Source organism: Stenotrophomonas beteli (assembly GCF_001431665.1).
GTDB lineage: Bacteria > Pseudomonadota > Gammaproteobacteria > Xanthomonadales > Xanthomonadaceae > Stenotrophomonas > Stenotrophomonas beteli.
Window position 1 is genome coordinate 1 of sequence record NZ_LLXV01000076.1, and the last position, 23408, is coordinate 23408.

Consider the following 23408-nt stretch of genomic DNA (forward strand, 5'->3'; position numbering starts at 1 on the left):
CTCCCCAAGCACCCCCCGCACGAACTGGCCGACTTCGTGCTGGACCGCCTGCGCAAGGTCGCGATGGCGGCGTAAGGCCGGCCGCGGGGTCGGATCCCGGAACGGGCTCCGACCCTGTATCGCAACGCGTCGACCACGGGGTCAGAGCCCCTGCGGGGATCTGACCCCACGCCTTTGGCACACCCCTTGCAGCTTCCCGGGCAACGTTCCCGTGGGAGTGCACCGTGCGCAACCTGATTACCGACTACCTGGGCGTCCACGCCCAGGCCATGCCGTTGCGCGAACAGCGGATGAAGCTGATCGCCAGCAACCTCGGCAATGCCGATACGCCCGGCTACAAGGCCCAGGACCTGGACTTCGATGCCGCCCTGCGCCACGCCCAGGGGCAGGATGCCAACGGCCTGATGGCCACCACCCATGAGCAGCACTACGAAATCAGTAGTGGCCTGAACCCGTTCCAGATCGCGCGCGAGGGCGTGCAGCCCAGCCTGGACGGCAACACCGTCGATCCCGATGCCGAGCGTGCCGCCTATGGCCGTGCCGCGCTCGAGTACCGCGCCTCGCTCAGCTTCGTCGAGAGCAAGGTGCGTTCCATGCTGACCGCGATCACGGGGCAATAAGCCATGAGCAACCTGCCGATCTTCGATATCGCCGGCTCCGCGCTGCAGGCGCAGTCGGTGCGCATGAGCACCATCGCCTCCAACCTTTCCAACGCTGACACCGTCGCCGGTTCCGCCGACGCCGTGTACAAGCCGCTGGAGCCGATTTTCCAGGCCGTCACCAGCAAGAACGATCCGAACATCACGTCGGTGAAGGTCAAGGAAATCACCCAGAGCGAGGCCGCGCCGATCAAGCGCTACGAGCCCGGCCACCCGCTGGCCGATGCCGATGGCTACATCTACCAGCCCGACGTGGACCCGGTCGCGCAGATGGTCAACCTGATCTCGACCTCGCGCAATTACCAGGCCGGCGTGGAGATGCTGACCACCGCCAAGGAACTGGCCCTGGCCACCCTGACCATGGGCCGCTGAGGCCCGAAGTACCGGATACCGCCATGACCACCGCCGTCAACAACCAGACCAGCCAGGACGTCTACAGCGCCCTCGGCCTGAACGCCCCCAACAGCAACGCCACCAAGAAGAAGAACACGCTGGACCAGGCCGACTTCCTGCGCCTGATGACCGAGCAGCTGCAGCACCAGGATCCGCTCAAGCCGATGGACAACACGCAGATGGTTGCGCAGATGGCGCAGATGTCGACCGTGCAGGGCATCACCGATCTGAACAAGACGGTGAAGGGCTTCCAGGAGTCGATGGCAAGCGACCAGGTGCTGCGTGGTGCCGCGCTGGTCGGCCACCAGGTGCTGGTGCCCTCTGAAAAGCTGGTGCTGGAGAAGGAAGGCAACGTGGAAGGCACGGTGGCCGCGCCGTCGGCCGGCATCATCACCGTGGATATCACCGACGCCAACGGCGCCAAGGTCACCTCGCTGAGCGTGGAAGCCAAGGCCGCCGGCGAGACCGCCTTCCAGTGGGACGGCAAGGACGCCAATGGCAAGCGCATGGAGCCGGGCAAGTACTCCATCGTCGCCAACCACGTCGACACCGCCGGCAAGAGCACCAAGCTGTCCACCTATGTGCAGGCGCCGGTGGAAAGCGTGACCGTCGGTTCCGACGGCCTGTACCTGAACCTCAAGGGCCTGGGCACGGCCCCGATCGACTACGTGCTCCGCGTCAGCTGAGCCGCACATTCCGCATCAACCAGGAGCATCCCATGGGCTTCAATGTCTCGCTGTCCGGCATCAATGCCGCCAACACCGACCTGAGCGTCACCGCCAACAACGTCGCCAACGTCAACACCACCGGCTTCAAGCAGTCGCGTGCCGAGTTCGCCGACCTGTTCGCCTCCACCAGCTATGGCCTGTCGACCAACCAGACGGGTTCGGGCGTGCGCGTTTCCAATGTTGCCCAGCAGTTCATCCAGGGCCACAACGAGCAGACCGGGCGCAGCCTGGACATGGCCATTTCCGGTGAGGGCTTCTTCACCATGAACATGAACGGCTCGCGTGTGTACTCGCGTGCCGGCAACTTCCAGACCGATTCGGCAGGCTATGTGGTCAACCCGCAGGGTGCACGCCTGCAGGTGTTCGCGCCGAATGCCGACGGCACCAACTTCGATGCCGGCCGCCTGGTCGACCTGCAGCTGCTGACCACCGACAGCCCGCCGAAGCAGACCAGCGAAGTGAAGGTCGGCTTCACCCTGCCCGCCAACGCCAAGCAGCCGACGGTCGCCACCTTCGACCCGGCCGATTCCAACAGCTACAACCATTCCAGCGGCGGCATCACCGTATACGACTCGCTGGGCGTGAGCCATATCCAGGTCTCGTACTTCGTGAAGGGCGCCAACCCGAACGAGTGGACCGTGCGCAACTACGTGGACGGCCAACCGGCCGGCGCTCCCACGGCGGTCACCTTCGACAACAGCGGCAAGCTGACCAGCCCGGCCAACGGCAAGGTCAGCCTGGGTACCTTCACCCCCACCACCGGTGCCGGCCAGCTGAACATGACGCTGGATGTCAGCGGCTCGACCCAGTACGGCGAGAAGTTCGCCCTGCGCAACACCCAGCAGGACGGCTATGCCGCCGGCAAGCTCAACGAGATCACCGTGTCCGAGTCGGGCGTGGTCTATGCCCGCTACTCCAACGGCGACGACAAGCCGCTGGGCCAGGTCGCGCTGACCACCTTCAACAACACCCAGGGCCTGGAATCGAAGGGCAACAACCTGTGGGTGGAGACGTTCGAATCGGGCACGCCGCGCACCGGCATGCCCGACACCTCCAACCTCGGCAAGATCCAGGCCGGCTCACTGGAAGCGTCCACCGTGGATCTCACCGAGCAGCTGGTCAACATGATCACCGCGCAGCGCAACTTCCAGGCCAACGCGCAGATGATCACCACCCAGGACCAGATCACCCAGACGGTCATCAACATCCGTTGATGACCCGCTGACCCTGTCACGGAACTCCCCGCATGGATAAAGCCCTTTACGTGGCGATGACCGGTGCCCGCGCCTCCCTGCAGGCGCAGGGAACGCTCAGCCACAACCTCGCCAACTCGGACACCCCCGGCTTCAAGGAAGCGCTGGCCAATACCGAAGCCTTTCCGATCCGCGGCCCGGGCTTTGCGTCGCGGGTGGATGCGCTGCACGTCGACGCCGGCTTCAACCGCCGGCCCGGCGCGCAGCACATCACCGGCAAGCCGCTGGACCTGGCGCTGCAGAGCGGCACCTGGCTGGCGGTGCAGGCCAGCGACGGCAGCGAAGCGTATACGCGCGGCGCCGCCCTGTCGGTGACGCCGAACGGGCAGCTGGTGACCTCCGGGGGGCGCACAGTGCTGGATGACAACAACAACCCGATTGCCATTCCGCCCTACCAGGCGATGGAGATCGGCGCCGACGGCACGATCTCGATCATCCCGCAGGGCGAAGGCCCGCAGACGATGGCGCAGATCGGCCGGATCAAGGTGGTACAGGCCCCGGACGAGCGCCTTGAACGCGGCCTGGATGGCCTGTTCCGCAACACCGACCCGCGCCAGCCGTTCGCGCCCGCCCAGGGTACGGCGGTGCACAGCGGCCAGCTGGAGGGCAGCAACGTCGATGCTGCCGGCGCGCTGGTGCAGATGATCCAGCTGCAGCGCCAGTACGAAATGCAGGTACAGGTGATCAAGCACGGCGATGACAACGCGCGCAGCGCCAACAGCCTGCTGCGCCTGGGCAGCTGACGGAATTCCGGCGCCGCCCGGGCGTGGCGCTGGCACACCGCTTGCACACCCGTTACCAAGGGCCGCATCACGCGGCCGGCTTCACCCAGACAGGACACCGAAGATGAACCAGGCATTGTGGATCGCGAAAACCGGACTGGATGCGCAGCAGATGCGCATGTCGGTGGTTTCCAACAACCTCGCCAACACCAACACCACCGGCTTCAAGCAGGACCGTGCCAGCTTCGAGGACCTGCTGTACCAGCAGGTACGCCAGCCCGGCGGTTCCTCCTCGGCGCAGACGCAGCTGCCGACCGGCCTGCAGCTGGGTACCGGCGTACGCGTGGTCGCCACCGCCAAGAACTTTGAACAGGGTGGCCAGCAGCAGACCGGCCGCGCACTGGACGTGATGGTCAATGGCCGTGGCTTCTTCGAAGTGCAGATGCCGGATGGCAGCTCGGCCTATACCCGCGATGGCTCGTTCAAGATCAACCAGGACAGCGAGCTGGTCACCAACAGCGGCTATCCAGTGCAGCCGGGCATCCAGATTCCCGAAGGTGCGCAGTCGGTGACCATCGGCAGCGACGGCACCATCAGCGTGAAGATGGCCGACAACGCCGCATCGGTGGAAGTGGGTGCGCTGACCCTGACCGACTTCGTCAATCCGGCCGGCCTGCAGGCCCGTGGCGAGAACCTGTTCCTGGAAACCACGGCATCGGGCCCGGCGCAGAACGGCAACCCCGGCCTGAACGGCCTCGGCACCGTGGTACAGGGTGCGCTGGAAGGCAGCAACGTCAACGTGGTCGAAGAACTGGTGTCGATGATCGAAACCCAGCGCGCCTACGAAATGAACGCCAAGGCGATCTCCACCACCGACTCGATGCTCGGTTACCTCAACAACAAGATCTGACCGGCCCAACCGGGAAACCGCCATGTCGCCCATTTCCAACTTCGCCCGCACTACCATGGCCTGCGCCGTGGTCGCCCTGCTCGGTGGCTGCGTGATCGCCGGCGACGTGCGCCCCTACCCGGCGATGGCACCGATCCAGCCGATCATGCCGCCGCAGGCCACGCCGACCGCCGGTGCGATCTATGCCGCCGGCCCGACCCTGCAGCTGTATTCGGACCGCCGCGCGCGCGACGTCGGCGACCTGTTGACCATCACGCTGCTGGAAAACACCACCGCGCAGACCAGTGCCAATACCGCCACCAACAAGGAATCCAACCTGAGCCTGGGTAGCCCGAGCATCTTTGGCGCGCCGGTCACCCTGGGCGGCAAGGACATCCTCAGCGCCAGTGCGGAGGGCAAGCGCGATTTCAGCGGCAAGGGCAACAGCGCGCAGAGCAACCGCCTGCAGGGCAATGTCACGGTCACGGTGATCCAGCGCCTGCCCAACGGCAACCTGGTGGTACAGGGGCAGAAGAACCTGCGCCTGAACCAGGGCGACGAACTGGTGCAGGTGCAGGGCATCGTGCGCCCGGGCGACATCAGCCAGGACAACACCATTCCCTCCAGCCGCGTGGCCGAAGCGCGCATTGTCTACGGCGGTCGCGGCCCGGTTGCGCAGTCCAACGCGATGGGCTGGCTGAGTCGCTTCTTCAACTCCGGGCTGACGCCGTTCTGAGTATGGCCATGAACTCCTTCTTCTCTTCTTCCTGGCAGCGCCGCGTGCCGTCGTTCGTCGCGCTGATGCTCTTGGTCGTGGCAGCCCCGGCCAGCGCCGAGCGCATCAAGGACCTGGCCCAGGTTGGCGGCGTGCGTGGCAATGCCCTGGTGGGTTATGGCCTGGTGGTCGGCCTGGATGGCAGCGGTGACCGCACTAGCCAGGCACCCTTCACGGTGCAGAGCCTGAAGAACCTGCTCGGCGAACTGGGCGTGAACGTGCCACCCAACGTCAACCCGCAGCTGAAGAACGTAGCCGCGGTGGCGATCCACGCCGAACTGCCGCCGTTCGCCAAGCCGGGCCAGCCGATCGACATCACTGTTTCCTCGATCGGCAACGCGGTGTCGCTGCGTGGCGGTTCGCTGCTGATGGCGCCGCTGCGCGGTGCCGATGGCCAGATCTACGCGATCGCGCAGGGCAACCTGATCGTCGGCGGCTTCGGTGCGCAGGGCAAGGATGGTTCGCGGGTTTCGGTGAACGTTCCCAGCGTGGGCCGCATTCCCAATGGCGCCACCGTTGAACGCGCCCTGCCCGACCCACTGGCCAATGGCGGCGACATCACCCTGAACCTGCACAACAACGATTTCACCACCGTTTCGCGCATGGTCGCTGCACTCAACAACGCGTTCGGCGAAGGCGCAGCGCGTGCGGTCGATGGCGTGACCGTTGCGGTCACCGCACCGACCGATCCGGGCGCCCGTATCGGCCTGCTCGCACGCATCGAGAACCTGGAGCTGACTCCGGGCAGCGCGCCGGCCAAGGTCGTGGTCAATTCGCGTACCGGCACCGTGGTCATCGGCCAGCAGGTTCGGGTCGGGCCGGCGGCGATCTCGCACGGCTCGCTGACCGTCACGATCCAGGAAAACACCAACGTCAGCCAGCCCAACGCCCTGTCCGGCGGCCGCACCGTGGCCAGCCCGCAGTCCACCATCACCGCCACCAACGATGGCAGCCGCATGTTCAAGTTCAGCGGCGGCACCACGCTGGACGAGATCGTGCACGCGGTGAATGCGGTGGGCGCGGCGCCAGGTGACCTGATCGCGATCCTGGAAGCCCTGAAGCAGGCCGGCGCATTGAGTGCCGAGCTCGAGGTGATCTGACATGCGCATCACTCCCGCATTCGATCTGAACCCCGCACAGCAGAACGACCCGGCCAAGATCGACAAGGTCGCGCGCCAGCTGGAAGGCCAGTTCGCGCAGATGCTGGTCAAGAGCATGCGTGATGCCAGTTTCGGCGACTCGCTGTTTCCCGGCGAGAACAAGATGTTCCGCGACATGTACGACCAGAAGATCGCCGAGGCGATGACCCGCGGCAAGGGCCTGGGACTGTCGGGCATGATCGCCCGCCAACTGTCCGGCCAGGCGGCCGAGGGCCCGGCGCTGGATACCCGGGTGGACCCGGCCAGGGCCAGCCGTGCCTACCAGCTCAACGCACCGGCGCGGCCGGCACCGGCACTGCCGCTGGAAGACGGCAGCCAGGCCGCGCGCCTGCTGCAGCAGATGGGCGCCGGTGCACAGGACGGCGCACAGGCCGCGCTGGCCCCGATGGCGCAGGCCCTGGACCTCATCGCCGGCCGCGAGAGCAGCAGCATGCACCGCTCGCTGGGTACCGAGGATCCGTACATCGGTGGCCTGCAGGGTGAGGACTGGGCCGCCAACAGCGATCAGTGGCCGGCAACGGCCAGCAACCGCGGCACCGCAGTCAGCCCGGCCGACGCGCTGGCCACGCGCAGCGCGGTCGCACAGCTTGGGGCGCACACGCCGGAGGGCTTCGTGGCCAGCATCTGGCAGCACGCGCAGAGCGCGGCCAAGGAGCTGGGTGTGGATGCCCGCGCGCTGGTCGCCCAGGCCGCACTGGAAACCGGCTGGGGCAAGCGCCAGATCAAGCATGCCGACGGCAGCACCTCGCACAACCTGTTCGGCATCAAGGCCACCGGCTGGAACGGCCAGCGCGCCGTCGCCGGCACCCATGAGTACGTCGATGGCGTGCGCCGCAACGAGACCGCCAGCTTCCGCGCCTACAGCTCGCCGGCCGAGAGCTTCGCCGACTACGTGCGCCTGCTGAAGAGCAGCCCGCGCTACCAGCAGGCCCTGCAGGCCGGCACCGACGTGCAGGGCTTTGCCCGTGGCCTGCAGCGCGCCGGCTATGCCACCGACCCGCGCTACGCCGCCAAGATCGCCGCCATCGCCGGCGGCCCGACCATCGAGCGTGCCGTGGCCGCCGTGGCCGATGCCGGCGCGCGCCTTGGCCAGACCTTCGCCAGCACCGCAACCGCGGCGCTGGGTATCACCCGTCGTTGAGGAACCCCATGTCCAGCGTACTTTCCACCGGTACTGGTGCCCTGCTCGCCTTCCAGCGTGCGTTGGCGACCACCAGCCACAATGTGGCCAACCTCAATACCCCCGGCTACAGCCGGCAGAAGGTCGACTTCGCCACCGCCGATCCGCAGAACTATGGCTACGGCACGGTCGGCAACGGCACCCGCATCACCGACATCCGGCGCACGGCCGACCAGCTGGCGATTTCGCGCCTGCTCGACAGCAGTGGCGAACTGGCGCGCCTGAAGCAGCTCTCCGGCATGGCTGACCGGGTCAATGCGCTGTTCTCCGATGCGGCCACCAATGTCTCCGGGGTATGGTCGAACTTCTTCGACTCGGTCAGCGGACTGTCCTCCAACGCCGCCGGCACCGCCGACCGCCAGAACATGCTCGATGGCGGCAAGACCCTGGCCAACCGTTTCGTGCAGCTCAACACGCAGCTGAACAACCTCAACGGTGAAGTCAACAACGGTCTGTTGGCTGGTGCCACCGAAGTCAACCGGCTGGCGCAGGAGATCGCACAGATCAACGGGGCGATCGGCACCAACCTGGCCACCGCCGCACCGGATCTGCTCGATCGTCGAGACCAGCTGATCACCCAGCTGATCGGTTACACCGGGGGCACCGCGGTCATCCAGGACGGCGGCATCATGAATGTCTATACCGCCGGCGGCAACGCGCTGGTGGTGGGCACCACGGCCACCAAGGTCACGACCGTGGCCGATCCCTACCAGCCCGAGCGCCTGCAGCTGGCCCTGGAAACCCAGGGCAACACGATCCGCCTGGACCCCAAGGCCGTGGGCGGCCAGATCGGTGGCCTGCTGGAATTCCGCGATACGGTGCTGACGCCGGCCCAGGCCGAACTGGGCAAGCTGGCGGTGGGCCTGGCCGAGAGCTTCAACCAGGCCCATCACCAGGGTGTTGACCTGTACGGCCAGCTCGGTGGCGACTTCTTCAACATCGGCAACCCGCGCGTCACCGCCAACACCAGCAACACCGGCACCGCCAGCCTCAGCGCCACCTATGGCGACCTGGGCAAGCTCGACGCGCAGAACGTGGTGCTGCAGTTCGACGGCAGCAACTGGAAGGCCAGCCGCGCCGACACCGGTGCCAGCATTCCGCTGACCGGCACCGGCACCGCCGCCGACCCGCTGGTGATCAACGGCGTGCAGCTGGTGGTCGGTGGCACGCCGGCCGCCAACGATCGCTTCCTGCTGCAGCCCACCGCCGGCGTCGCTGGCAGCCTGGAAGTGGCGATCACCGACCCGTCACGGATCGCGGCCGCCGCTGCGGTAAAGGGTGCGGCAGCCACCGCCAACACCGGCACCGGCAAGCTGAGCGGGGTCACCGTGACCGACGCCGGCAACGCCAACCTGCGCAATCCGGCGGCGATCGTGTTCACCTCGGCCACCACCTACACCATCGATGGCGGCCCACCGCAGACCTATACCCCCGGCCAGACCATCAGCGCCAATGGCTGGAGCTTCGTGCTCGATGGTGCGCCCAAGGTCGGTGATACCTTCAACATCACCCCGACCCCGGCCGGCTCGTCCGACAACAGCAATGCCACCCGGCTGGCCAAGGTGGAGAGTGCCAAGGCCTTCAACGGTGGCACGGTTACCCTCAACGGCGCACTGGGCGGGCTGACCACGCAGGTCGGCGCCGCCGCGCGCTCGGCCGAGTATTCGCTGGACGCGCAGCTGGTGATCAATGACAAGGCGCAGGCCGCACGCGATGAAATCTCCGGCGTCAACCTGGACGAAGAAGCCGCCGACATGCTTCGCCTGCAGCAGGCCTACCAGGCGGCGTCGCAGCTGATCTCCACCGCCGACAGCATGTTCCAGACCATCCTGGGAGCCGTGCGCCGATGAGCACCCGTATCTCCACCGGAATGATGTACAACCAGTCGGTGTCGCTGATGATGGCCAAGCAGGCCAAGCTCAGCCACCTGGAGCAGCAGATCGCCACCGGCAGCAAGATCGTCAGCGCCAAGGACGATCCGGTCGGCGCCGGCGCCGCTGTCGGGCTTGATCGCAGCCTGGCGGCGCTGGACCGCATGAAGCTCAACGCCGGCAATGTGCAGAACCGCCTGGGCGTGCAGGAAAACACCCTGGCCCAGGTCAACGACCTGATGGCCCGCGTCAACGACCTGACGATCCAGGCCAGCAACCCGGCGCTGAGCGCGGCCGACAAGAAGACGCTGATCACCGAGGTCAACCAGATCCGCGATGGCCTGCTGTCGCTGGCCAACAGCAGCGACGGCACGGGCCGCTACGTGTTTGGCGGCACCAACGATGGCGACCCGCCATTTGCCAAGATCAATGGCAAGGTGGTCTATCGTGGTGACCAGACCCAGCGCCAGGTCGAGGTGGGTCCGGACACCTACGTGCAGGATGCCCTGCCCGGCAGCGAGATCTTCATGCGCATTCCCACCGGCGATGGGTTCGTTGATGGTACGGCCGCAGCCACCAACACCGGCAATGGCGTGCTGACCAACATCACCCGTGACGGCAGCGACAGCTGGAATGGCCAGGCCTTCAGCATCCGCTTCACCGCGGCCAACCAGTACGAAGTGGTGGATGGCGCTGGCAACGTGACCGGCACCGGCACCTACAAGGCCGGTGACGATCTGGAAGTGAACGGGGTGCGCCTGCGGATCACCGGTGCACCGGTGGCCGGTGACAGCTTCAACGTGCAGGCCGCCAGCAGCCGCGACATCTTCGACACCATGGACAAGCTGGTAGCTGCACTGGACGCTGATACCGGAACCGCCGCCCAGTTGGCCGCGCAGCAGAACCAGCTGCAGAGCGCACTGCGCGACGTGGCACGCGCGTCGGAGCGCATGATCGACTCACGTGCCGCTGGCGGCGCGCAGTTGAAAGCGCTGGACAACGCGGCCGACATGCGCGAGGCCAACGGCGTGACCCTGAAGACCACGCTGTCGCAGATGCGCGACCTGGACTATGCCGATGCGTTGAGCCAGTACCAGTTGCAAAGCACTGCGCTGCAGGCGGCGCAGACGATCTTCTCGCAGATGCAGTCGATGTCGTTGTTCAACAAGATCCGCTGACGCTTCCACAACGCCCGCTCAGAAAGGCCGCGATGCCCTGCATCGCGGCCTTTTTCGTTTCTGGCTCCGGGTGCTGCCGTGGCCAGGCCGGGCTGGGCCATTCCAGGCCGATTGTCCGGGATTTCCCTTCAGGCCCGGCCCTGCCCCGCCGATACCTTCATCAGCGCTGGCCGGGCCCTGCCCGACCACCCCTTTCCGGGGCGCCTCGACCCTGGCAACAAGGCAGAAAACCCCGGAAAAACAGCCTCCGGCAACGAATTTCGGCTGCATCGGAATTCACGCCTAAAGGTTGTTGACAAAGCGCCGTTATTCATTTGGCAACGGCGAAGCACACAGCCACACAAAAAAACAGGCGGCGCTTCGTTTCATTCACCAACGGGTTCCATATAAGAGGAGACGACCCCATGGCACAGGTAATCAACACCAATACGATGTCGCTCAACGCTCAGCGCAACCTGAGCACCAGCGGCAGCTCGCTCGCCACCACCATCCAGCGCCTCTCGTCCGGCCTGCGCATCAACAGCGCGAAGGACGACGCGGCCGGCCTGGCCATCAGCGAGCGCTTCACCACCCAGATCCGTGGCCTGGACGTGGCCATCCGCAACGCCAACGACGGCATCTCGCTGGCCCAGGTCGCCGAGGGTTCGCTGAACGAAGTCGGCAACAACCTGCAGCGCATCCGCGAACTGGGTGTACAGGCGTCCAACGCCACCAATTCGGCCAGCGACCGCAAGGCCCTGCAGGCCGAAGTGACCCAGCTGGTCAGCGAAATCGACCGCGTGGCCAAGCAGGCCGACTTCAACGGCACCAAGCTGCTGGACGGCAGCTTCACCAGCCAGCTGTTCCAGGTCGGTGCCAACGCCGGCCAGGCCATCGCCATCAACAGCGTGGTCAACGCCAAGGCCGATTCGCTGGGCGCGGCCACCTTCGCCAACGGCTACACCGGCACCGCGCTGGCCGTGGACAAGGCTACCGCCGATACCACCTACTCCGGCCTGCAGGTCTCGGTGACCCCGCCCGGCGGCACCGCTACCACCGTCACCATCAGCGACTTCACCGTCAAGGCGGGCGAATCGATCAGCTCGGCCACCGCGGCGGCGATCAACAACAAGCTGGGTGAAACCGGCGTGGTCGCCTCGGTCAATGCCGGTGTGATCAGCCTGGCCTCGGTCAAGGATGGCCAGACCTTCGCCCTGGGCGTCAGCGCGGCCACCCCGCCGGCCGGCGTCACCGCTGCGACCATCGCCGGCCTGGGCCTGACCGAGACCAGCACCAACGGCGGCACCCTGACCGGTGCAGCGGCCAGCTTCGTCAAGGACCTGAACGTCACCACCGCCGAAGGCGCGCAGAAGGCGATGTCGATCGTCGACAAGGCGCTGGAATCGGTCAACAGCGTGCGCGCCGACCTCGGTGCGATCCAGAACCGCTTCACCTCGGTGGTGGCCAACCTGCAGACCTCCTCGGAAAACCTGTCCGCCTCGCGCAGCCGCATCCGCGATACCGACTTCGCCAAGGAAACCGCCGAACTGACCCGCACCCAGATCCTGCAGCAGGCCGGTACGGCCATGCTGGCCCAGGCCAACCAGGTACCGCAGAACGTGCTCAGCCTGTTGCAGCGCTGACATGAGTCGCCCCCGGGGCACGTCGGGGGCGCCTAACCCAACTCACGTGCAACCGCTCAAGGACCTCTCCTCATGGCACAAGTCATCAACACCAATACGATGTCGTTGAATGCTCAGCGTAACCTGAGCACCAGCGGCAGCTCGCTGGCCACCACCATCCAGCGCCTGTCCTCCGGTTCGCGCATCAACAGCGCCAAGGACGACGCCGCCGGTCTGGCGATCTCCGAGCGCTTCGGCACGCAGATCCGCGGTACCGACGTGGCCATCCGCAACGCCAACGACGGCATCTCGCTGGCCCAGGTCGCCGAAGGCTCGCTGACCGAAATCGGCAACAACCTGCAGCGCGTCCGCGAGCTGTCGGTGCAGGCCTCCAACGCCACCAACTCGGCCAGCGACCGCAAGGCCCTGCAGGCCGAAGTGACCCAGCTGGTCTCGGAAATCGACCGCGTTGCCAAGCAGTCCGATTTCAACGGCACCAAGCTGCTGGACGGCTCGTTCTCCAGCCAGCTGTTCCAGGTGGGCGCCAATGCCGGCCAGGCCATCGCCATCGACAAGACCATCGACGCCAAGGCCAACGCCCTGGGCGGCGCCCGCTTCGACACCAACTCGCTGGCCCTGGCCGACCCGGGCACCAACGCTGACTTCAGCACCACTGGCCTGTCCATCAACGGCGTGGCCATCGCCGATGTCTCGGTCAAGCAGGGCGCCGACGCCGCTGCCACCGGCAAGGCCTCGCGTGAAGCCCTGGTGACCGCGATCAACGCCAAGATCGGCGAAACCGGCGTCTACGCTGAAGTCAACGGCACCGCCGGCGTGACCCTGACCTCGGTCAAGGACAGCGCCAACGCCGATGGCTCGTTCAAGGCCATCACCGCGACCCCGGGCACCTGGACCGGCGCCACCGCGCCGACCTTCACCGCCACCACCGCTGCGACGGCACCGGCGGCGAAGTACGCCAGCAACCTGGACGTCAGCACCGTGAAGGGCGCCCAGCAGGCAATGGAAATCGTCGACAAGGCCCTGGGCGCGATCAACAGCACCCGCGCCGACCTCGGTGCGATCCAGAACCGCTTCACCTCGGTCGTGGCCAACCTGCAGACCTCGTCGGAAAACCTGTCCTCCTCGCGCAGCCGCATCAAGGACACCGACTTTGCCAAGGAAACCGCCGAGCTGACCCGCACCCAGATCCTGCAGCAGGCCGGTACGGCCATGCTGGCCCAGGCCAACCAGGTGCCGCAGGGCGTGCTCAGCCTGCTGCGCTGATCCGCTCGCCGATCGATCTCCGGGCGCTGCATGACGCGGCGCCCGGATCCTGAAACACGTTCCACCTCCGCCGAAGGAAAAGCACCATGGCACAAGTCATCAACACCAACACGATGTCGCTGAATGCTCAGCGCAACCTGAGCACCAGCGGCAGCTCGCTGGCCACCACCATCCAGCGCCTGTCCTCCGGTTCGCGCATCAACAGCGCCAAGGACGACGCCGCCGGTCTGGCGATCTCCGAGCGCTTCGGCACGCAGATCCGCGGTACCGACGTGGCCATCCGCAACGCCAACGACGGCATCTCGCTGGCCCAGGTCGCCGAAGGCTCGCTGACCGAAATCGGCAACAACCTGCAGCGCGTCCGCGAGCTGTCGGTGCAGGCCTCCAACGCCACCAACTCGGCCAGCGACCGCAAGGCCCTGCAGGCCGAAGTGACCCAGCTGGTCTCGGAAATCGACCGCGTTGCCAAGCAGTCCGATTTCAACGGCACCAAGCTGCTGGACGGCTCGTTCTCCAGCCAGCTGTTCCAGGTGGGCGCCAACGCCGGCCAGGCCATCGCCATCGACAAGACCATCGATGCCAAGGCCGGCTCGCTGGGCACCTCGACCTTCGCTACCGGTGCAACCGCTGCGCTGGCCGCCAGCACTGACGGCGCCCGTTTCTCCGGCACCGTGATGGGCGTTGACATCGGCACTGTCGAAGTCAAGGCTGGCGCCACCACCGCCGATGCCTCCAAGGCTGTGGCCACCGCCATCAACGCCAAGATCGGCGAAGCCGGCATCTACGCCGAAGCCAATGCCGACGGTACCCTGAAGCTGAGCTCGGTGAAGGAAGGCAAGGCCGTGGCCGCTGCCGATATCGCCCTGATGCGCAGCGACTTCGATGGCACCGCCAAGACCTGGGGTACCGCTGCCGCTGCCGGTGCCTACACCGCCGGTACCGATACCGCTGCCAACGTGCAGAAGCTGGACGTGAGCACTGTGCTCGGCGCACAGCAGGCGCTGGAAGTGGTCGACAAGGCCCTGGGCGCGATCAACAGCACCCGCGCCGACCTCGGTGCGATCCAGAACCGCTTCACCTCGGTCGTGGCCAACCTGCAGACCTCGTCGGAAAACCTGTCCTCCTCGCGCAGCCGCATCAAGGACACCGACTTTGCCAAGGAAACCGCCGAGCTGACCCGCACCCAGATCCTGCAGCAGGCCGGTACGGCCATGCTGGCCCAGGCCAACCAGGTGCCGCAGGGCGTGCTCAGCCTGCTGCGCTGATCCACGGCAAGAAGGCGCCGCTACCGTCGAAGTGAATCGACGGTAGCGGCAACCTGGAAGCCAGGGTGCTCGAAGGCGCGGGCCATGCCCGGCCCAGGAACCGTCCCGAACCGGCTTGGCATCGCCCGCCCCTGCGGACCTCTCTTTCAGCGCTGTACTCTTGACTGCACGTACCGGGCGGCTTCGTCTCCCCCCGATTGTCAGTAGCCTGATCCCTCCCCTGCATTGGGGGAGGGTTTTTTGCAGACCCCCGGCAGCCTGCGGTGAACCCACCCGCACCCTGCCCCAACCCTCCTGCAACCTGCGTGCCAGAACCCGCTGCCAGACCGTTGGCACGGTGCATGCATCAACGAAGTCCTCAAGACCCAGCGGCGCAGGCCGCTATTTTCGTTGACGACGGGCCACCACACCGCGGCCAGGCCCGGATACCAGGAGAAACGACGTGGCAGACTTTGGATACGGTGGCATCGGCTCGGGACTGGACATTTCCAGCATCGTCAACCAGCTGGTCGCAGCTGACCGCAAGCCCGCCGACAATGCGCTGAACCTGCAGCAGTCCAAGGCCAAGATGCAGCTGTCGTCGATCGGCACCGTCACTGCGGCCTTCGACAAGCTGAAGACGGCGCTGACCGCGCTGAACGCCACCACCGCGTTCGACACGCGCACGGTGACCGCCAGCAAGGGCGGCGACAAGGGCACCGACGAGATCCTGACGGCATCGGTCGCGCTGTATGACGTCGGCACCACCAAGGCAGCAGCCTCCAACGGCACGCACGTGGTCAACGTCACCTCGCTGGCCACCGCGCACAAGCTGATCGCCGACACGTCGGTACCCAAGACCGACACGTTTGCTGCCGGAACCTTGACGCTGACCGTCGGCGTGGGCGACAAGGCCAAGACCATGAACGTGGAGGTGGAGGACGGCGACACGCTGACCACCATCCGCAACAAGATCGATGCGGCCGGCCGCAAGGAAGGCGTGCAGGCCACCCTGATCAGTTCCGGCGACAACCAGTACCTGTCGATCGCCCAGGAGAAAACCGGTGCCGCCAACGCGATCAAGCTCGAATACGCCGGCAGCGACGCCAAGCTGGGCGGCCTGGTCAACAGCCTGAAGCAGAACACCGCCGCCGCCGATGCCGAGTTGACCATCGATGGCGTCAAGGTCGTCAGCGCCAGCAATACCGTGGCCGATGCGGTCCCGGGCCTGACCCTGAACCTGAAGATGCCGGGCACCAGCACGGTGACCATCAGCACCGACACTGCTGCGGCGACCAAGGTGATGCAGGAGTTCGTCACCGCGTACAACGCCGCACTGGCGGCCATCAACACCGAAACCAAGTACGACGCCAAGACCAAGGAAGCCTCCACGCTGACCGGCGATGCGCAGATGCGCGGCGCCACCAGCCAGCTGCGCTCGGTCATGTCGAGCGTGCTCAAGGACCTGGCCGGTGACAAGCTCGATGCCAAGGCGATCGGCCTGGATACCCGCGGCTACCCCAACGCCGACGGGACCCTGATCCTGGACACCACCAAGTTCGCCGCCGCACTGGCCAGCCAGCCGGAGAAGATGCGCCAGGCGATCACCGGTGACACCGGCGGCGCCGGCCAGCTGTACACGCTGGTTGATGGCTATGTCAGCACCACGGTCGGCAAGGAAGGCGCCTTCGTGGCCCGCACCAAGGGCCTGAACACCACGCTGGACAACATCGACAAGCGCCGCAAGGACCTCGACACGCGCATGAAGAGCGTGGAAGAGCGCTACAAGAAGCAGTTCCTGGCGCTGGACAGCCTGATGGGCAAGCTGCAACAGAGCAACACCGCGCTGCAGCAGCAGCTGGCGCAGTTGAATCGCTGACAACGCGTGAGCAGCGCTCAAGTTTGGCGCGCAACGCACCGATAACGGACGCAACAGCAATCATCGCCGGGCTGTCGGCTGCGATCACCCTGATCGCCCGGCGGCGCCCAGCGCAAGGAGAATCACGAATGTACGGTTCCAGCCGTCAGTACGCCGAGCAATACCGCCAGGTGGGAGTGACCAGCGCGGTCGCCGATGCCGATCCGCACAAGCTGGTGGCGATGCTGCTGGCCGGCGCGCTGGAGCGCGTGCGCCGCGCCCAGGCCAGCCTGGAACGCGGCGACCAGGCCGGCAAGGGCAAGGCGATCGGCGAAGTCTGTGCGATCGTCGGCCATCTCAACGGCTCGCTGGATCACGAAGCCGGGGGCGAAATCGCCGCCAACCTGTCCTCGCTCTACGACTACGTGCTGCAGCGCCTCACCGAGGCCAACCTGCACAATGACCGTGCTGCGCTGGATGAGGCCCTGCAGCTGCTCGGCGAGATCGACAGCGCCTGGAACGCGATTCCGCACGAACAGCGCCGCCCGGCCGCGGTGGCACCATGAGCCTGCACGAACTGCACGCACAGCTGGATGCATTCGAGAAAGCGCTGGGCGAGGACACGCTCGAGCAGGCCGACAGCCTGCTCGACGGCCACGACAGCACCCTGCATGCCCTGCTCAGCCAGCCCCTGACCCCGGCCGACCACGCCCCGCTCACGGCACTGTTCGAACGCCAGCAGAACCTGCTGGGCCTGCTGCGCCAGCGCCGCGATGCGGTAGCTGCATTGATGAACGATGGCCAGCGCTCCCTTCGCGCGGCGCATGCCTACCTGCAGGCAGAATCGCTGGCATGACCCTGCTGCCCACCACCTCGCTGCATCATCCGGCCGAGAGCGAACTGTTCGACGAGACCCTGAGCTGCGAGCTGGCCCTGCCGGCCGAGTTCCAGGCCGGCAGCGCGGCGGGCCGAACCAGCAGCGCCGAGGGGCTGCTGCGCAGCCTGGCGCTGGTTGAGGACAGCCGCATCGACGAGCACGAAGAACGCAGCGAAGCAAGCCTGCAGCTGCAGCGCGTGGAAGCCAAGCTCGACCTGGCGATGGTGCTGCTGGGCCGTCTGGTGCGCCAGCAGGGCCAGGAACTCACTCTGCGCCCGGTGCGCTGGTCGCGCCGCGGCATCCGCCTCCAGCTCGGCCCGCGCAGCGGCGCCAGCGCGGGTCAGGCCGGGGTGGTACGCCTGCAACCCAGCGACTGGTTGCCCGATCACATCGACCTGCCGGTGGAAGTGATGGCCGAGGCGGCAGACGGCAGCGGCGGGCACTTCCTGTGGTTGCGGTTCCAGCGGCTTGGCGATGGCCTGGAGATGGCGATGGAGCGGCACCTGTTCCGCCTGCACCGCCGGCAGGTGGCCGAGGCGCGTCGCGCCCGTTGAATCGTGCCTGCGGGTGAGTGAAGGTCAACCCTTGGCGCACCCGTTCAGCTAAGTTAAGGTGGGCTCCCCTGGACGGATCTGCTGCGTGCCTGTGCGAGTTCTCATCGTCGACGACCACACCCTTGTCCGTGCCGGACTGGCACGGCTGCTGCAGGGGTTTGCCGACGTGCAGCTGGTCGCAGAGGCCAGCAACGCCGAGCAGGCACTTCAGCTTGCCCTGCAGCACGCACCGGACGTCGTGCTGATGGACCTGTCGCTGCCGGGCCGGACCGGTCTTGAGGCCCTCAGTGACATCCGCCTGCGCGCCCCTGGCACCCGCGTGGTGATGATGACCATGCACGACGACGCCGCCCATGTCCGCGATGCCCTGGATCGCGGCGCGGTGGGTTTCGTGGTCAAGGACGCCGCACCGCAGGAACTTGAGCTGGCGCTGCGCGCCGCGCACGCCGGCCAGGTGTTCCTGAGCCCGCAGATCTCGGCCAAGATGCTGGCACCCATGCTCGGCCGCGAGAAGCCCACCGGCATCGCCGCATTGTCACCTCGCCAGCGCGAGATCCTGCGCCGCATCGGCAAGGGTGAGAGCAACAAGGAAATCGCCGCCGACCTTGGCATCAGCGTCAAGACCGTGGAAACCCATCGTGCACGCATGATGGAATCGCTGGGCTGCCGCCGCGCCAATGATCTGCTGCTGCTGGCCGCCCGCCACCAGCACGAGCTGGAGTAAGCACCGGTATCGGGGTCAGATCCCTTTCCCGTGGAAAGGGATCTGACCCCGCGACCCCCTGCGTTGGCGACGACATCCCGTCACCCCGACATTCCCCGACAGGAATCCGTACACGACGATCCGTCCCCTCGCGTGGTCGGCAACGCAGAATCAAGGACTTGGCGGCAACTCTCGTCAATATTCCGCGCCGATGTAGGGAAAGTCCCTACACCCTGTCGGGATATCTACGAAGGCCCTCAGGAACCTCCCGATTCCGCCCCCGCCGGATCAAAAGCAAGATGCGTTCCACAAGGCGCCGGGGAGCGGTGCCGGGGAACCACGATGAAGGCTGCACTCTCGACCCAGCTGGGCCAACAACTTCACCTCACCCCGCAGTTGCTGCAGTCGATCCGGCTCTTGCAGCTCGATGGCCTGCACCTGGAACAGGAAATCCAGCGCCTGCTGGACTCCAACCCGCTGCTGGAGATCGAAGAGGCTGAAGCGCCTGCCGCCGACGCCAGCGATGCCAGCGCCACCACGCTGGACACCGCCGCCTTCGACGAGCTGCCCGAGCCGTCGATGTGGGACGTAGCCGGCGCCAGCTGGCAGGACGGCGACGACGACCGCATGGCGCGCATCGCTGCCGGCGAATCGAGCGATCCGCAGCTGCGCGTGCTGCAGCGGCTGTCGCTGGGCATGGACGATCGCCAGTTGGCGGTGGCGGCATTCTGGCTGGACCATTGCGACGAGGCCGGCTATCTGCAGGCACCGCTGCACCATTTGCAGCTGCTGGCCAGCGCGCAGTTCGACATCGCCGCTGACGGCGTGGAAGCCATCCGTCAGCAGCTGCTGCACGGCGAGCCCGCCGGCATGGCCGCGCAGGACCTGCGCGAAGGCCTGCTGGCGCAGCTGCGCAGCCTGCATGGCGTGGTGCCGGCCCGGCACCTGGCCGCGCGTATCCTGGGCGGCGCACTGGACGCCCTGGCCGCGCACGACTACCCCGCCCTCGCCCGCCAGCACGATGCCGAGATCGATGACGTGCGCGAGGCGGTTCGCCTGATCCTCTCGCTGCAACCCCGCCCGGGCGACAGCCTGCTGCCCGAGCGCAACGTCGTGGTGGTGCCGGACGTGGTCGCCTGGCACGCCGATGGCCAGTGGAAGGTGGCGCTGAATCCAGCCACCAGCCGCCGCGTCTCGATCAACAGCCAGTACGAACAGGCACTGGCCGACAGCAGCGAGGCTGCCCCGGCGCTGCGCGAGATGCTGCAGGAAGCACGCTGGTTCAGCCGCGGCCTGTCGATGCGCTATGACACGCTGCTGCGCACCGCGCGGGTGATCGTCGAGCGCCAGGCCGCTTTCCTGGTGCGTGGCGAGGAGGCCATGGCGCCGCTGACCCTGAAGGAAGTGGCCGAGGAAATCGGCATGCACGAGTCAACGGTCTCGCGCATCACCACCGGCAAGTTCCTGCAGACCCCGCGTGGCACCTTCGAACTGAAGCACTTCTTCGCCGTGCGCCTGGAAGGCGCCAGCGTCTCCGGGCAAGCGGTCAAGGCCATGGTCCGGCGCCTGATCGACGCCGAGCCGGCCGGCCGCCCGCTGGCTGACGAGGCCATCGCCGGCCTGTTGTCGCGCCAGGGGGTGAACATCGCCCGCCGAACCGTCGCAAAATACCGAGAACAACTGGATATCGCCCCGGCCCGCGAACGGCGCCGGCTCAGCGCCAGGCAACCGCAGCTGGCCCGGGTGGGCTGAAAAGGATGTTGGACATGAACAAGCTCACGGTCCTGCTGGTCGATGACCACGAGGGCTTCATCAATGCGGCGATGCGCCATTTCCGCAAGATCGACTGGCTGCAGATCGTCGGCAGCGCCGGCAACGGCCTGGAAGCCATCGAGCGCTCGGAAACGCTGCGCCCGCAGGTGGTGCTGATGGACCTGGCGATGCCGGAAATGGGCGGCCTGCAGGCCACCCGCCTGATCAAGTCGCAGGACGATGCACCATACATCGTCATCGCCAGCCACTTCGACGACGCCGAGCACCGCGAACACGCGCTGCGCGCCGGCGCCGACAACTTTGTCAGCAAGCTGTCCTACATCCAGGAAGTCATGCCGATCCTGGAAGGCCTCAGGGAGGAACAGTCGTGAGCGAATCGCGCATCCTGGTGCTGGACAACGACGCCGTGCGCGCAGAGCGCACCGTTGCCCTGCTGGAATTCATGGACTTCAACCCGCGCTGGGTGTCCGACGCGGCCGACTTTGACCTGGGCCGCCAGCGCCAGAACGACTGGATGGCGGTAATCGTCGGCAGCCTGGACGACACCGCTGCCAGCACCGCGCTGTACCACTGGCTGGGCGGCAGCAGCCTGCCGCCGCCGGTGCTGCTGGCCGATGGCGATGCCGCTGCCTTCGCGCAACGGCATGGCCTGCACGAGGCCAACATCTGGCCGCTGGAAACGCCACTGCGTCACGCGCAGATGGAAGCCCTGCTGCGCCGCGCCAGCCTCAAGCGCCTGGATGCCGAACACCAGGCCGGCGCCGCGCAGGATCAAGGCCCGACCGGCAACGGCCCGGCGGTGACCGCACTGCGCACGATGATCGAGCAGGTTGCCGCGTTCGACACCACCGTGCTGGTGCTGGGCGAATCCGGTACCGGCAAGGAAGTCGTGTCGCGTGCGATCCACCAGCGCTCGCCGCGTCGTGACGGCCCGTTCGTGGCCATCAACTGCGGCGCCATTCCGGCCGACCTGCTGGAAAGCGAACTGTTCGGCCACGAAAAAGGCGCCTTCACCGGCGCACTGACCGCGCGCAAGGGCCGTTTCGAAATGGCCGAGGGCGGCACCCTGCTGCTGGATGAAATCGGCGACATGAGCCTGCCGATGCAGGTGAAGCTGCTGCGCGTGCTGCAGGAGCGCAGCTTCGAGCGCGTCGGTGGCAACCAGACCATCCGCTGCAATGTGCGCGTGGTGGCCGCGACCCACCGTGATCTGGAAACGCGCATCGCCGAAGGCAAGTTCCGCGAGGATCTGTTCTATCGCCTCAACGTGTTCCCGATCGACGTACCCGCGCTGCGCGAGCGGCGCGAGGACCTGCCGGCGCTGGTGGAAACCATCGCCGCTCAGCTGGCCCGCACCGGCCGTGGCGAAGTGCGCTTCACCCCGGAAGCCCTGCAGGCCCTGGCCGGCTACGAATGGCCGGGCAATGTGCGCGAACTGACCAACCTGGTCGAGCGCCTGGCGGTGCTGCATCCGGGCGGTTCAGTGCGCGTGCAGGACCTGCCGGCGCGCTACCGCGGCGATGCCGCGCTCGCGGCGGTGACCGCACCGGCACCGGCGCCGCCGGTTGCCAGCGAGGAACGCCTGGACCTGCGCAGCTTCTCGTTCCATACCCCGGGCAGCGGCAGCCAGCCGGCGTTGGAACATGGAATTGCCGTCAATCGCCCGGCGGCACCGGCCGCGCTGCCCGACGACGGCCTGGACCTGCGCAACCATATGGCCAACATCGAACTGGGCCTGATCAACGAAGCACTGGAACGCACCCAGGGCGTGGTCGCCCACGCTGCCCAGCTGCTCGGCCTACGCCGCACTACCCTGGTGGAAAAGCTGCGCAAGTACGGCATCGAACGCGAGCAGGCCGAACTGGCCGGCTGAAGCGTGCTACCAGCATGAAGGGGGCACGAACGCCTGGGCTTGCCCAGGCGCTGGTGTTTCTGGCGCCCGCGGTCGCCCGGGGGTCAGATCCCTTTCCCCAGGAAAGGGATCTGACCCCACTGCATTTGCACATTTTCCTAGAGACAACGGAATCGCACTGCGGAGCATGGCAGGGACATCCCAAGGAGGTCCCACCATGCATCACCTGATCCTGCTCGCCGCCCTGCTCTGCCCGGCCCTGGCTGCCGCCGCCAGCTGCAGCCTGCCCGCCACGCTGGACCAGCGCCAGTTCACCAACCTCAGCGACCCGCTGTACGCCCCGGACAACCCCAATGCCGGACGCATGGTCCAGGTCAGCTTCGCCGGCAGCCAGTACGTGCTCGACATCCTCGGCACCGACCTGCGCATCGGCGGCAGCTACCGCTACCAGCGCCTGGCCCCGCATATCGCGGAACTCCAGATGACCGAGGCCCACCCGGCCGGCCCCGCCCACTACACCCTGCTGCTGACCTGCCTGAGCGACCGTCAGGGTCGCTTCATCTACACCCAGCACGACGGCCCCATCGCACCGCGCCAGCGCCAGAATTCCGGCCACTGGACCCTGCAGCCGTAGGCCAGAAAACCGACGCCGGATAAATGGCGCCGCCAGTGGGGTCAGAGCCCGTTACGCCGCAACCGGATCTGACCCCATCCGATGAGCGCCGACCAACGGTCGGCACCCACCATCAGCAGCAGGTTCCAACAGATCGCGGCCACCTGTCGAAGGCGGGGTGGGTCCGGTTGCGGGGGCGTGAGCCGCATGGATGCGGCGACCGAGCCTACAGGGACGTATT

The 23408-nt window shown here is 66.8% G+C and carries 23 protein-coding genes; all 23 read left to right on the forward strand.

Annotated elements, in window-relative coordinates; genetic code table 11:
- The first annotated feature begins 224 nt into the window (after positions 1–224).
- Positions 225–620 (forward strand): flagellar basal body rod protein FlgB, encoded by a 396-nt coding sequence (gene flgB / locus ARC23_RS17725; protein WP_005409576.1) that lies wholly within the window; start codon positions 225–227, stop codon positions 618–620.
- Positions 621–623: 3 nt separating this feature from the next.
- The gene (gene flgC, locus ARC23_RS17730; protein WP_005416461.1) at positions 624–1031 is read left to right on the forward strand and encodes a flagellar basal body rod protein FlgC; all 408 of its coding nucleotides are present in this window, start codon (positions 624–626) and stop codon (positions 1029–1031) included.
- 23 nt (positions 1032–1054) lie between these two features.
- Complete coding sequence (locus ARC23_RS17735; protein WP_014647064.1) at positions 1055–1738, forward strand: flagellar hook assembly protein FlgD; 684 nt, start codon at positions 1055–1057, stop codon at positions 1736–1738.
- Positions 1739–1770: 32 nt separating this feature from the next.
- Entirely contained in the window at positions 1771–2994 is a 1224-nt protein-coding gene (gene flgE / locus ARC23_RS17740) for a flagellar hook protein FlgE (protein WP_057498419.1), read from the forward strand.
- Positions 2995–3026: 32 nt separating this feature from the next.
- Positions 3027–3776: a flagellar basal body rod protein FlgF gene (locus tag ARC23_RS17745; protein ID WP_057498420.1), complete on the forward strand. Its 750-nt coding sequence runs from the start codon at positions 3027–3029 to the stop codon at positions 3774–3776.
- Positions 3777–3879: 103 nt separating this feature from the next.
- Positions 3880–4665 carry a flagellar basal-body rod protein FlgG gene (gene flgG / locus ARC23_RS17750; protein ID WP_005416457.1) on the forward strand — a complete coding sequence of 262 codons (786 nt, stop codon included), beginning with the start codon at positions 3880–3882 and terminating at the stop codon, positions 4663–4665.
- A gap of 22 nt (positions 4666–4687) precedes the next feature.
- On the forward strand, positions 4688–5380 hold the full coding sequence (gene flgH, locus ARC23_RS17755; protein WP_057498421.1) for a flagellar basal body L-ring protein FlgH: 693 nt from the start codon (positions 4688–4690) through the stop codon (positions 5378–5380).
- 2 nt (positions 5381–5382) lie between these two features.
- The gene (locus ARC23_RS17760; RefSeq protein WP_057498422.1) at positions 5383–6519 is read left to right on the forward strand and encodes a flagellar basal body P-ring protein FlgI; all 1137 of its coding nucleotides are present in this window, start codon (positions 5383–5385) and stop codon (positions 6517–6519) included.
- A 1-nt stretch (position 6520) separates the two neighbouring features.
- Positions 6521–7720 (forward strand): flagellar assembly peptidoglycan hydrolase FlgJ, encoded by a 1200-nt coding sequence (gene flgJ, locus ARC23_RS17765; protein ID WP_057498423.1) that lies wholly within the window; start codon positions 6521–6523, stop codon positions 7718–7720.
- A gap of 8 nt (positions 7721–7728) precedes the next feature.
- Complete coding sequence (gene flgK, locus ARC23_RS17770; RefSeq protein WP_057498424.1) at positions 7729–9609, forward strand: flagellar hook-associated protein FlgK; 1881 nt, start codon at positions 7729–7731, stop codon at positions 9607–9609.
- A complete protein-coding gene (gene flgL, locus ARC23_RS17775; protein ID WP_057498425.1) occupies positions 9606–10808 on the forward strand; it encodes a flagellar hook-associated protein FlgL in 1203 nt (400 codons plus the stop codon). Before flgK ends, flgL begins: the two co-directional genes overlap by 4 nt.
- A gap of 404 nt (positions 10809–11212) precedes the next feature.
- Positions 11213–12430: a flagellin gene (locus ARC23_RS17780; RefSeq protein ID WP_057498426.1), complete on the forward strand. Its 1218-nt coding sequence runs from the start codon at positions 11213–11215 to the stop codon at positions 12428–12430.
- 72 nt (positions 12431–12502) lie between these two features.
- Positions 12503–13693: a flagellin gene (locus ARC23_RS17785; protein ID WP_057498427.1), complete on the forward strand. Its 1191-nt coding sequence runs from the start codon at positions 12503–12505 to the stop codon at positions 13691–13693.
- 86 nt (positions 13694–13779) lie between these two features.
- Positions 13780–14958, forward strand: coding sequence for a flagellin (locus ARC23_RS17790; RefSeq protein WP_057498428.1), 1179 nt, complete (start codon positions 13780–13782; stop codon positions 14956–14958).
- A gap of 442 nt (positions 14959–15400) precedes the next feature.
- On the forward strand, positions 15401–16816 hold the full coding sequence (gene fliD, locus ARC23_RS17795) for a flagellar filament capping protein FliD (protein ID WP_057498429.1): 1416 nt from the start codon (positions 15401–15403) through the stop codon (positions 16814–16816).
- A gap of 128 nt (positions 16817–16944) precedes the next feature.
- Positions 16945–17361 carry a flagellar export chaperone FliS gene (fliS, locus tag ARC23_RS17800; protein WP_057498430.1) on the forward strand — a complete coding sequence of 139 codons (417 nt, stop codon included), beginning with the start codon at positions 16945–16947 and terminating at the stop codon, positions 17359–17361.
- The gene (locus ARC23_RS17805) at positions 17358–17651 is read left to right on the forward strand and encodes a hypothetical protein (protein ID WP_057498431.1); all 294 of its coding nucleotides are present in this window, start codon (positions 17358–17360) and stop codon (positions 17649–17651) included. Before fliS ends, ARC23_RS17805 begins: the two co-directional genes overlap by 4 nt.
- A complete protein-coding gene (locus ARC23_RS17810) occupies positions 17648–18226 on the forward strand; it encodes a PilZ domain-containing protein (protein ID WP_057498432.1) in 579 nt (192 codons plus the stop codon). Before ARC23_RS17805 ends, ARC23_RS17810 begins: the two co-directional genes overlap by 4 nt.
- 91 nt (positions 18227–18317) lie before the next feature.
- On the forward strand, positions 18318–18950 hold the full coding sequence (locus tag ARC23_RS17815) for a response regulator (protein WP_005413261.1): 633 nt from the start codon (positions 18318–18320) through the stop codon (positions 18948–18950).
- 321 nt (positions 18951–19271) lie between these two features.
- Complete coding sequence (gene rpoN / locus ARC23_RS17820) at positions 19272–20681, forward strand: RNA polymerase factor sigma-54 (RefSeq protein ID WP_057498433.1); 1410 nt, start codon at positions 19272–19274, stop codon at positions 20679–20681.
- A 14-nt stretch (positions 20682–20695) separates the two neighbouring features.
- Positions 20696–21073 (forward strand): response regulator, encoded by a 378-nt coding sequence (locus tag ARC23_RS17825; protein ID WP_005409556.1) that lies wholly within the window; start codon positions 20696–20698, stop codon positions 21071–21073.
- Positions 21070–22575: a sigma-54 dependent transcriptional regulator gene (locus tag ARC23_RS17830; protein ID WP_057498434.1), complete on the forward strand. Its 1506-nt coding sequence runs from the start codon at positions 21070–21072 to the stop codon at positions 22573–22575. Before ARC23_RS17825 ends, ARC23_RS17830 begins: the two co-directional genes overlap by 4 nt.
- A 196-nt stretch (positions 22576–22771) precedes the next feature.
- Entirely contained in the window at positions 22772–23188 is a 417-nt protein-coding gene (locus tag ARC23_RS17835) for a hypothetical protein (protein ID WP_057498435.1), read from the forward strand.
- Positions 23189–23408 lie beyond the last annotated feature (220 nt).

Bases quoted from the DNA above. Each gene is read 5' to 3' on its own strand.
- flgE (WP_057498419.1), top strand. From the start codon at position 1,771: ATGGGCTTCAATGTCTCGCTGTCCGGCATCAATGCCGCCAACACCGAC.
- ARC23_RS17735 (WP_014647064.1), top strand. From the start codon at position 1,055: ATGACCACCGCCGTCAACAACCAGACCAGCCAGGACGTCTACAGCGCC.
- fliS (WP_057498430.1), top strand. From the start codon at position 16,945: ATGTACGGTTCCAGCCGTCAGTACGCCGAGCAATACCGCCAGGTGGGA.
- ARC23_RS17745 (WP_057498420.1), top strand. From the start codon at position 3,027: ATGGATAAAGCCCTTTACGTGGCGATGACCGGTGCCCGCGCCTCCCTG.
- flgL (WP_057498425.1), top strand. From the start codon at position 9,606: ATGAGCACCCGTATCTCCACCGGAATGATGTACAACCAGTCGGTGTCG.
- ARC23_RS17760 (WP_057498422.1), top strand. From the start codon at position 5,383: ATGGCCATGAACTCCTTCTTCTCTTCTTCCTGGCAGCGCCGCGTGCCG.
- rpoN (WP_057498433.1), top strand. From the start codon at position 19,272: ATGAAGGCTGCACTCTCGACCCAGCTGGGCCAACAACTTCACCTCACC.
- ARC23_RS17790 (WP_057498428.1), top strand. From the start codon at position 13,780: ATGGCACAAGTCATCAACACCAACACGATGTCGCTGAATGCTCAGCGC.
- flgJ (WP_057498423.1), top strand. From the start codon at position 6,521: ATGCGCATCACTCCCGCATTCGATCTGAACCCCGCACAGCAGAACGAC.
- ARC23_RS17780 (WP_057498426.1), top strand. From the start codon at position 11,213: ATGGCACAGGTAATCAACACCAATACGATGTCGCTCAACGCTCAGCGC.
- ARC23_RS17785 (WP_057498427.1), top strand. From the start codon at position 12,503: ATGGCACAAGTCATCAACACCAATACGATGTCGTTGAATGCTCAGCGT.
- ARC23_RS17810 (WP_057498432.1), top strand. From the start codon at position 17,648: ATGACCCTGCTGCCCACCACCTCGCTGCATCATCCGGCCGAGAGCGAA.
- flgK (WP_057498424.1), top strand. From the start codon at position 7,729: ATGTCCAGCGTACTTTCCACCGGTACTGGTGCCCTGCTCGCCTTCCAG.
- flgH (WP_057498421.1), top strand. From the start codon at position 4,688: ATGTCGCCCATTTCCAACTTCGCCCGCACTACCATGGCCTGCGCCGTG.
- ARC23_RS17825 (WP_005409556.1), top strand. From the start codon at position 20,696: ATGAACAAGCTCACGGTCCTGCTGGTCGATGACCACGAGGGCTTCATC.
- flgC (WP_005416461.1), top strand. From the start codon at position 624: ATGAGCAACCTGCCGATCTTCGATATCGCCGGCTCCGCGCTGCAGGCG.
- ARC23_RS17805 (WP_057498431.1), top strand. From the start codon at position 17,358: ATGAGCCTGCACGAACTGCACGCACAGCTGGATGCATTCGAGAAAGCG.
- flgG (WP_005416457.1), top strand. From the start codon at position 3,880: ATGAACCAGGCATTGTGGATCGCGAAAACCGGACTGGATGCGCAGCAG.
- ARC23_RS17835 (WP_057498435.1), top strand. From the start codon at position 22,772: ATGCATCACCTGATCCTGCTCGCCGCCCTGCTCTGCCCGGCCCTGGCT.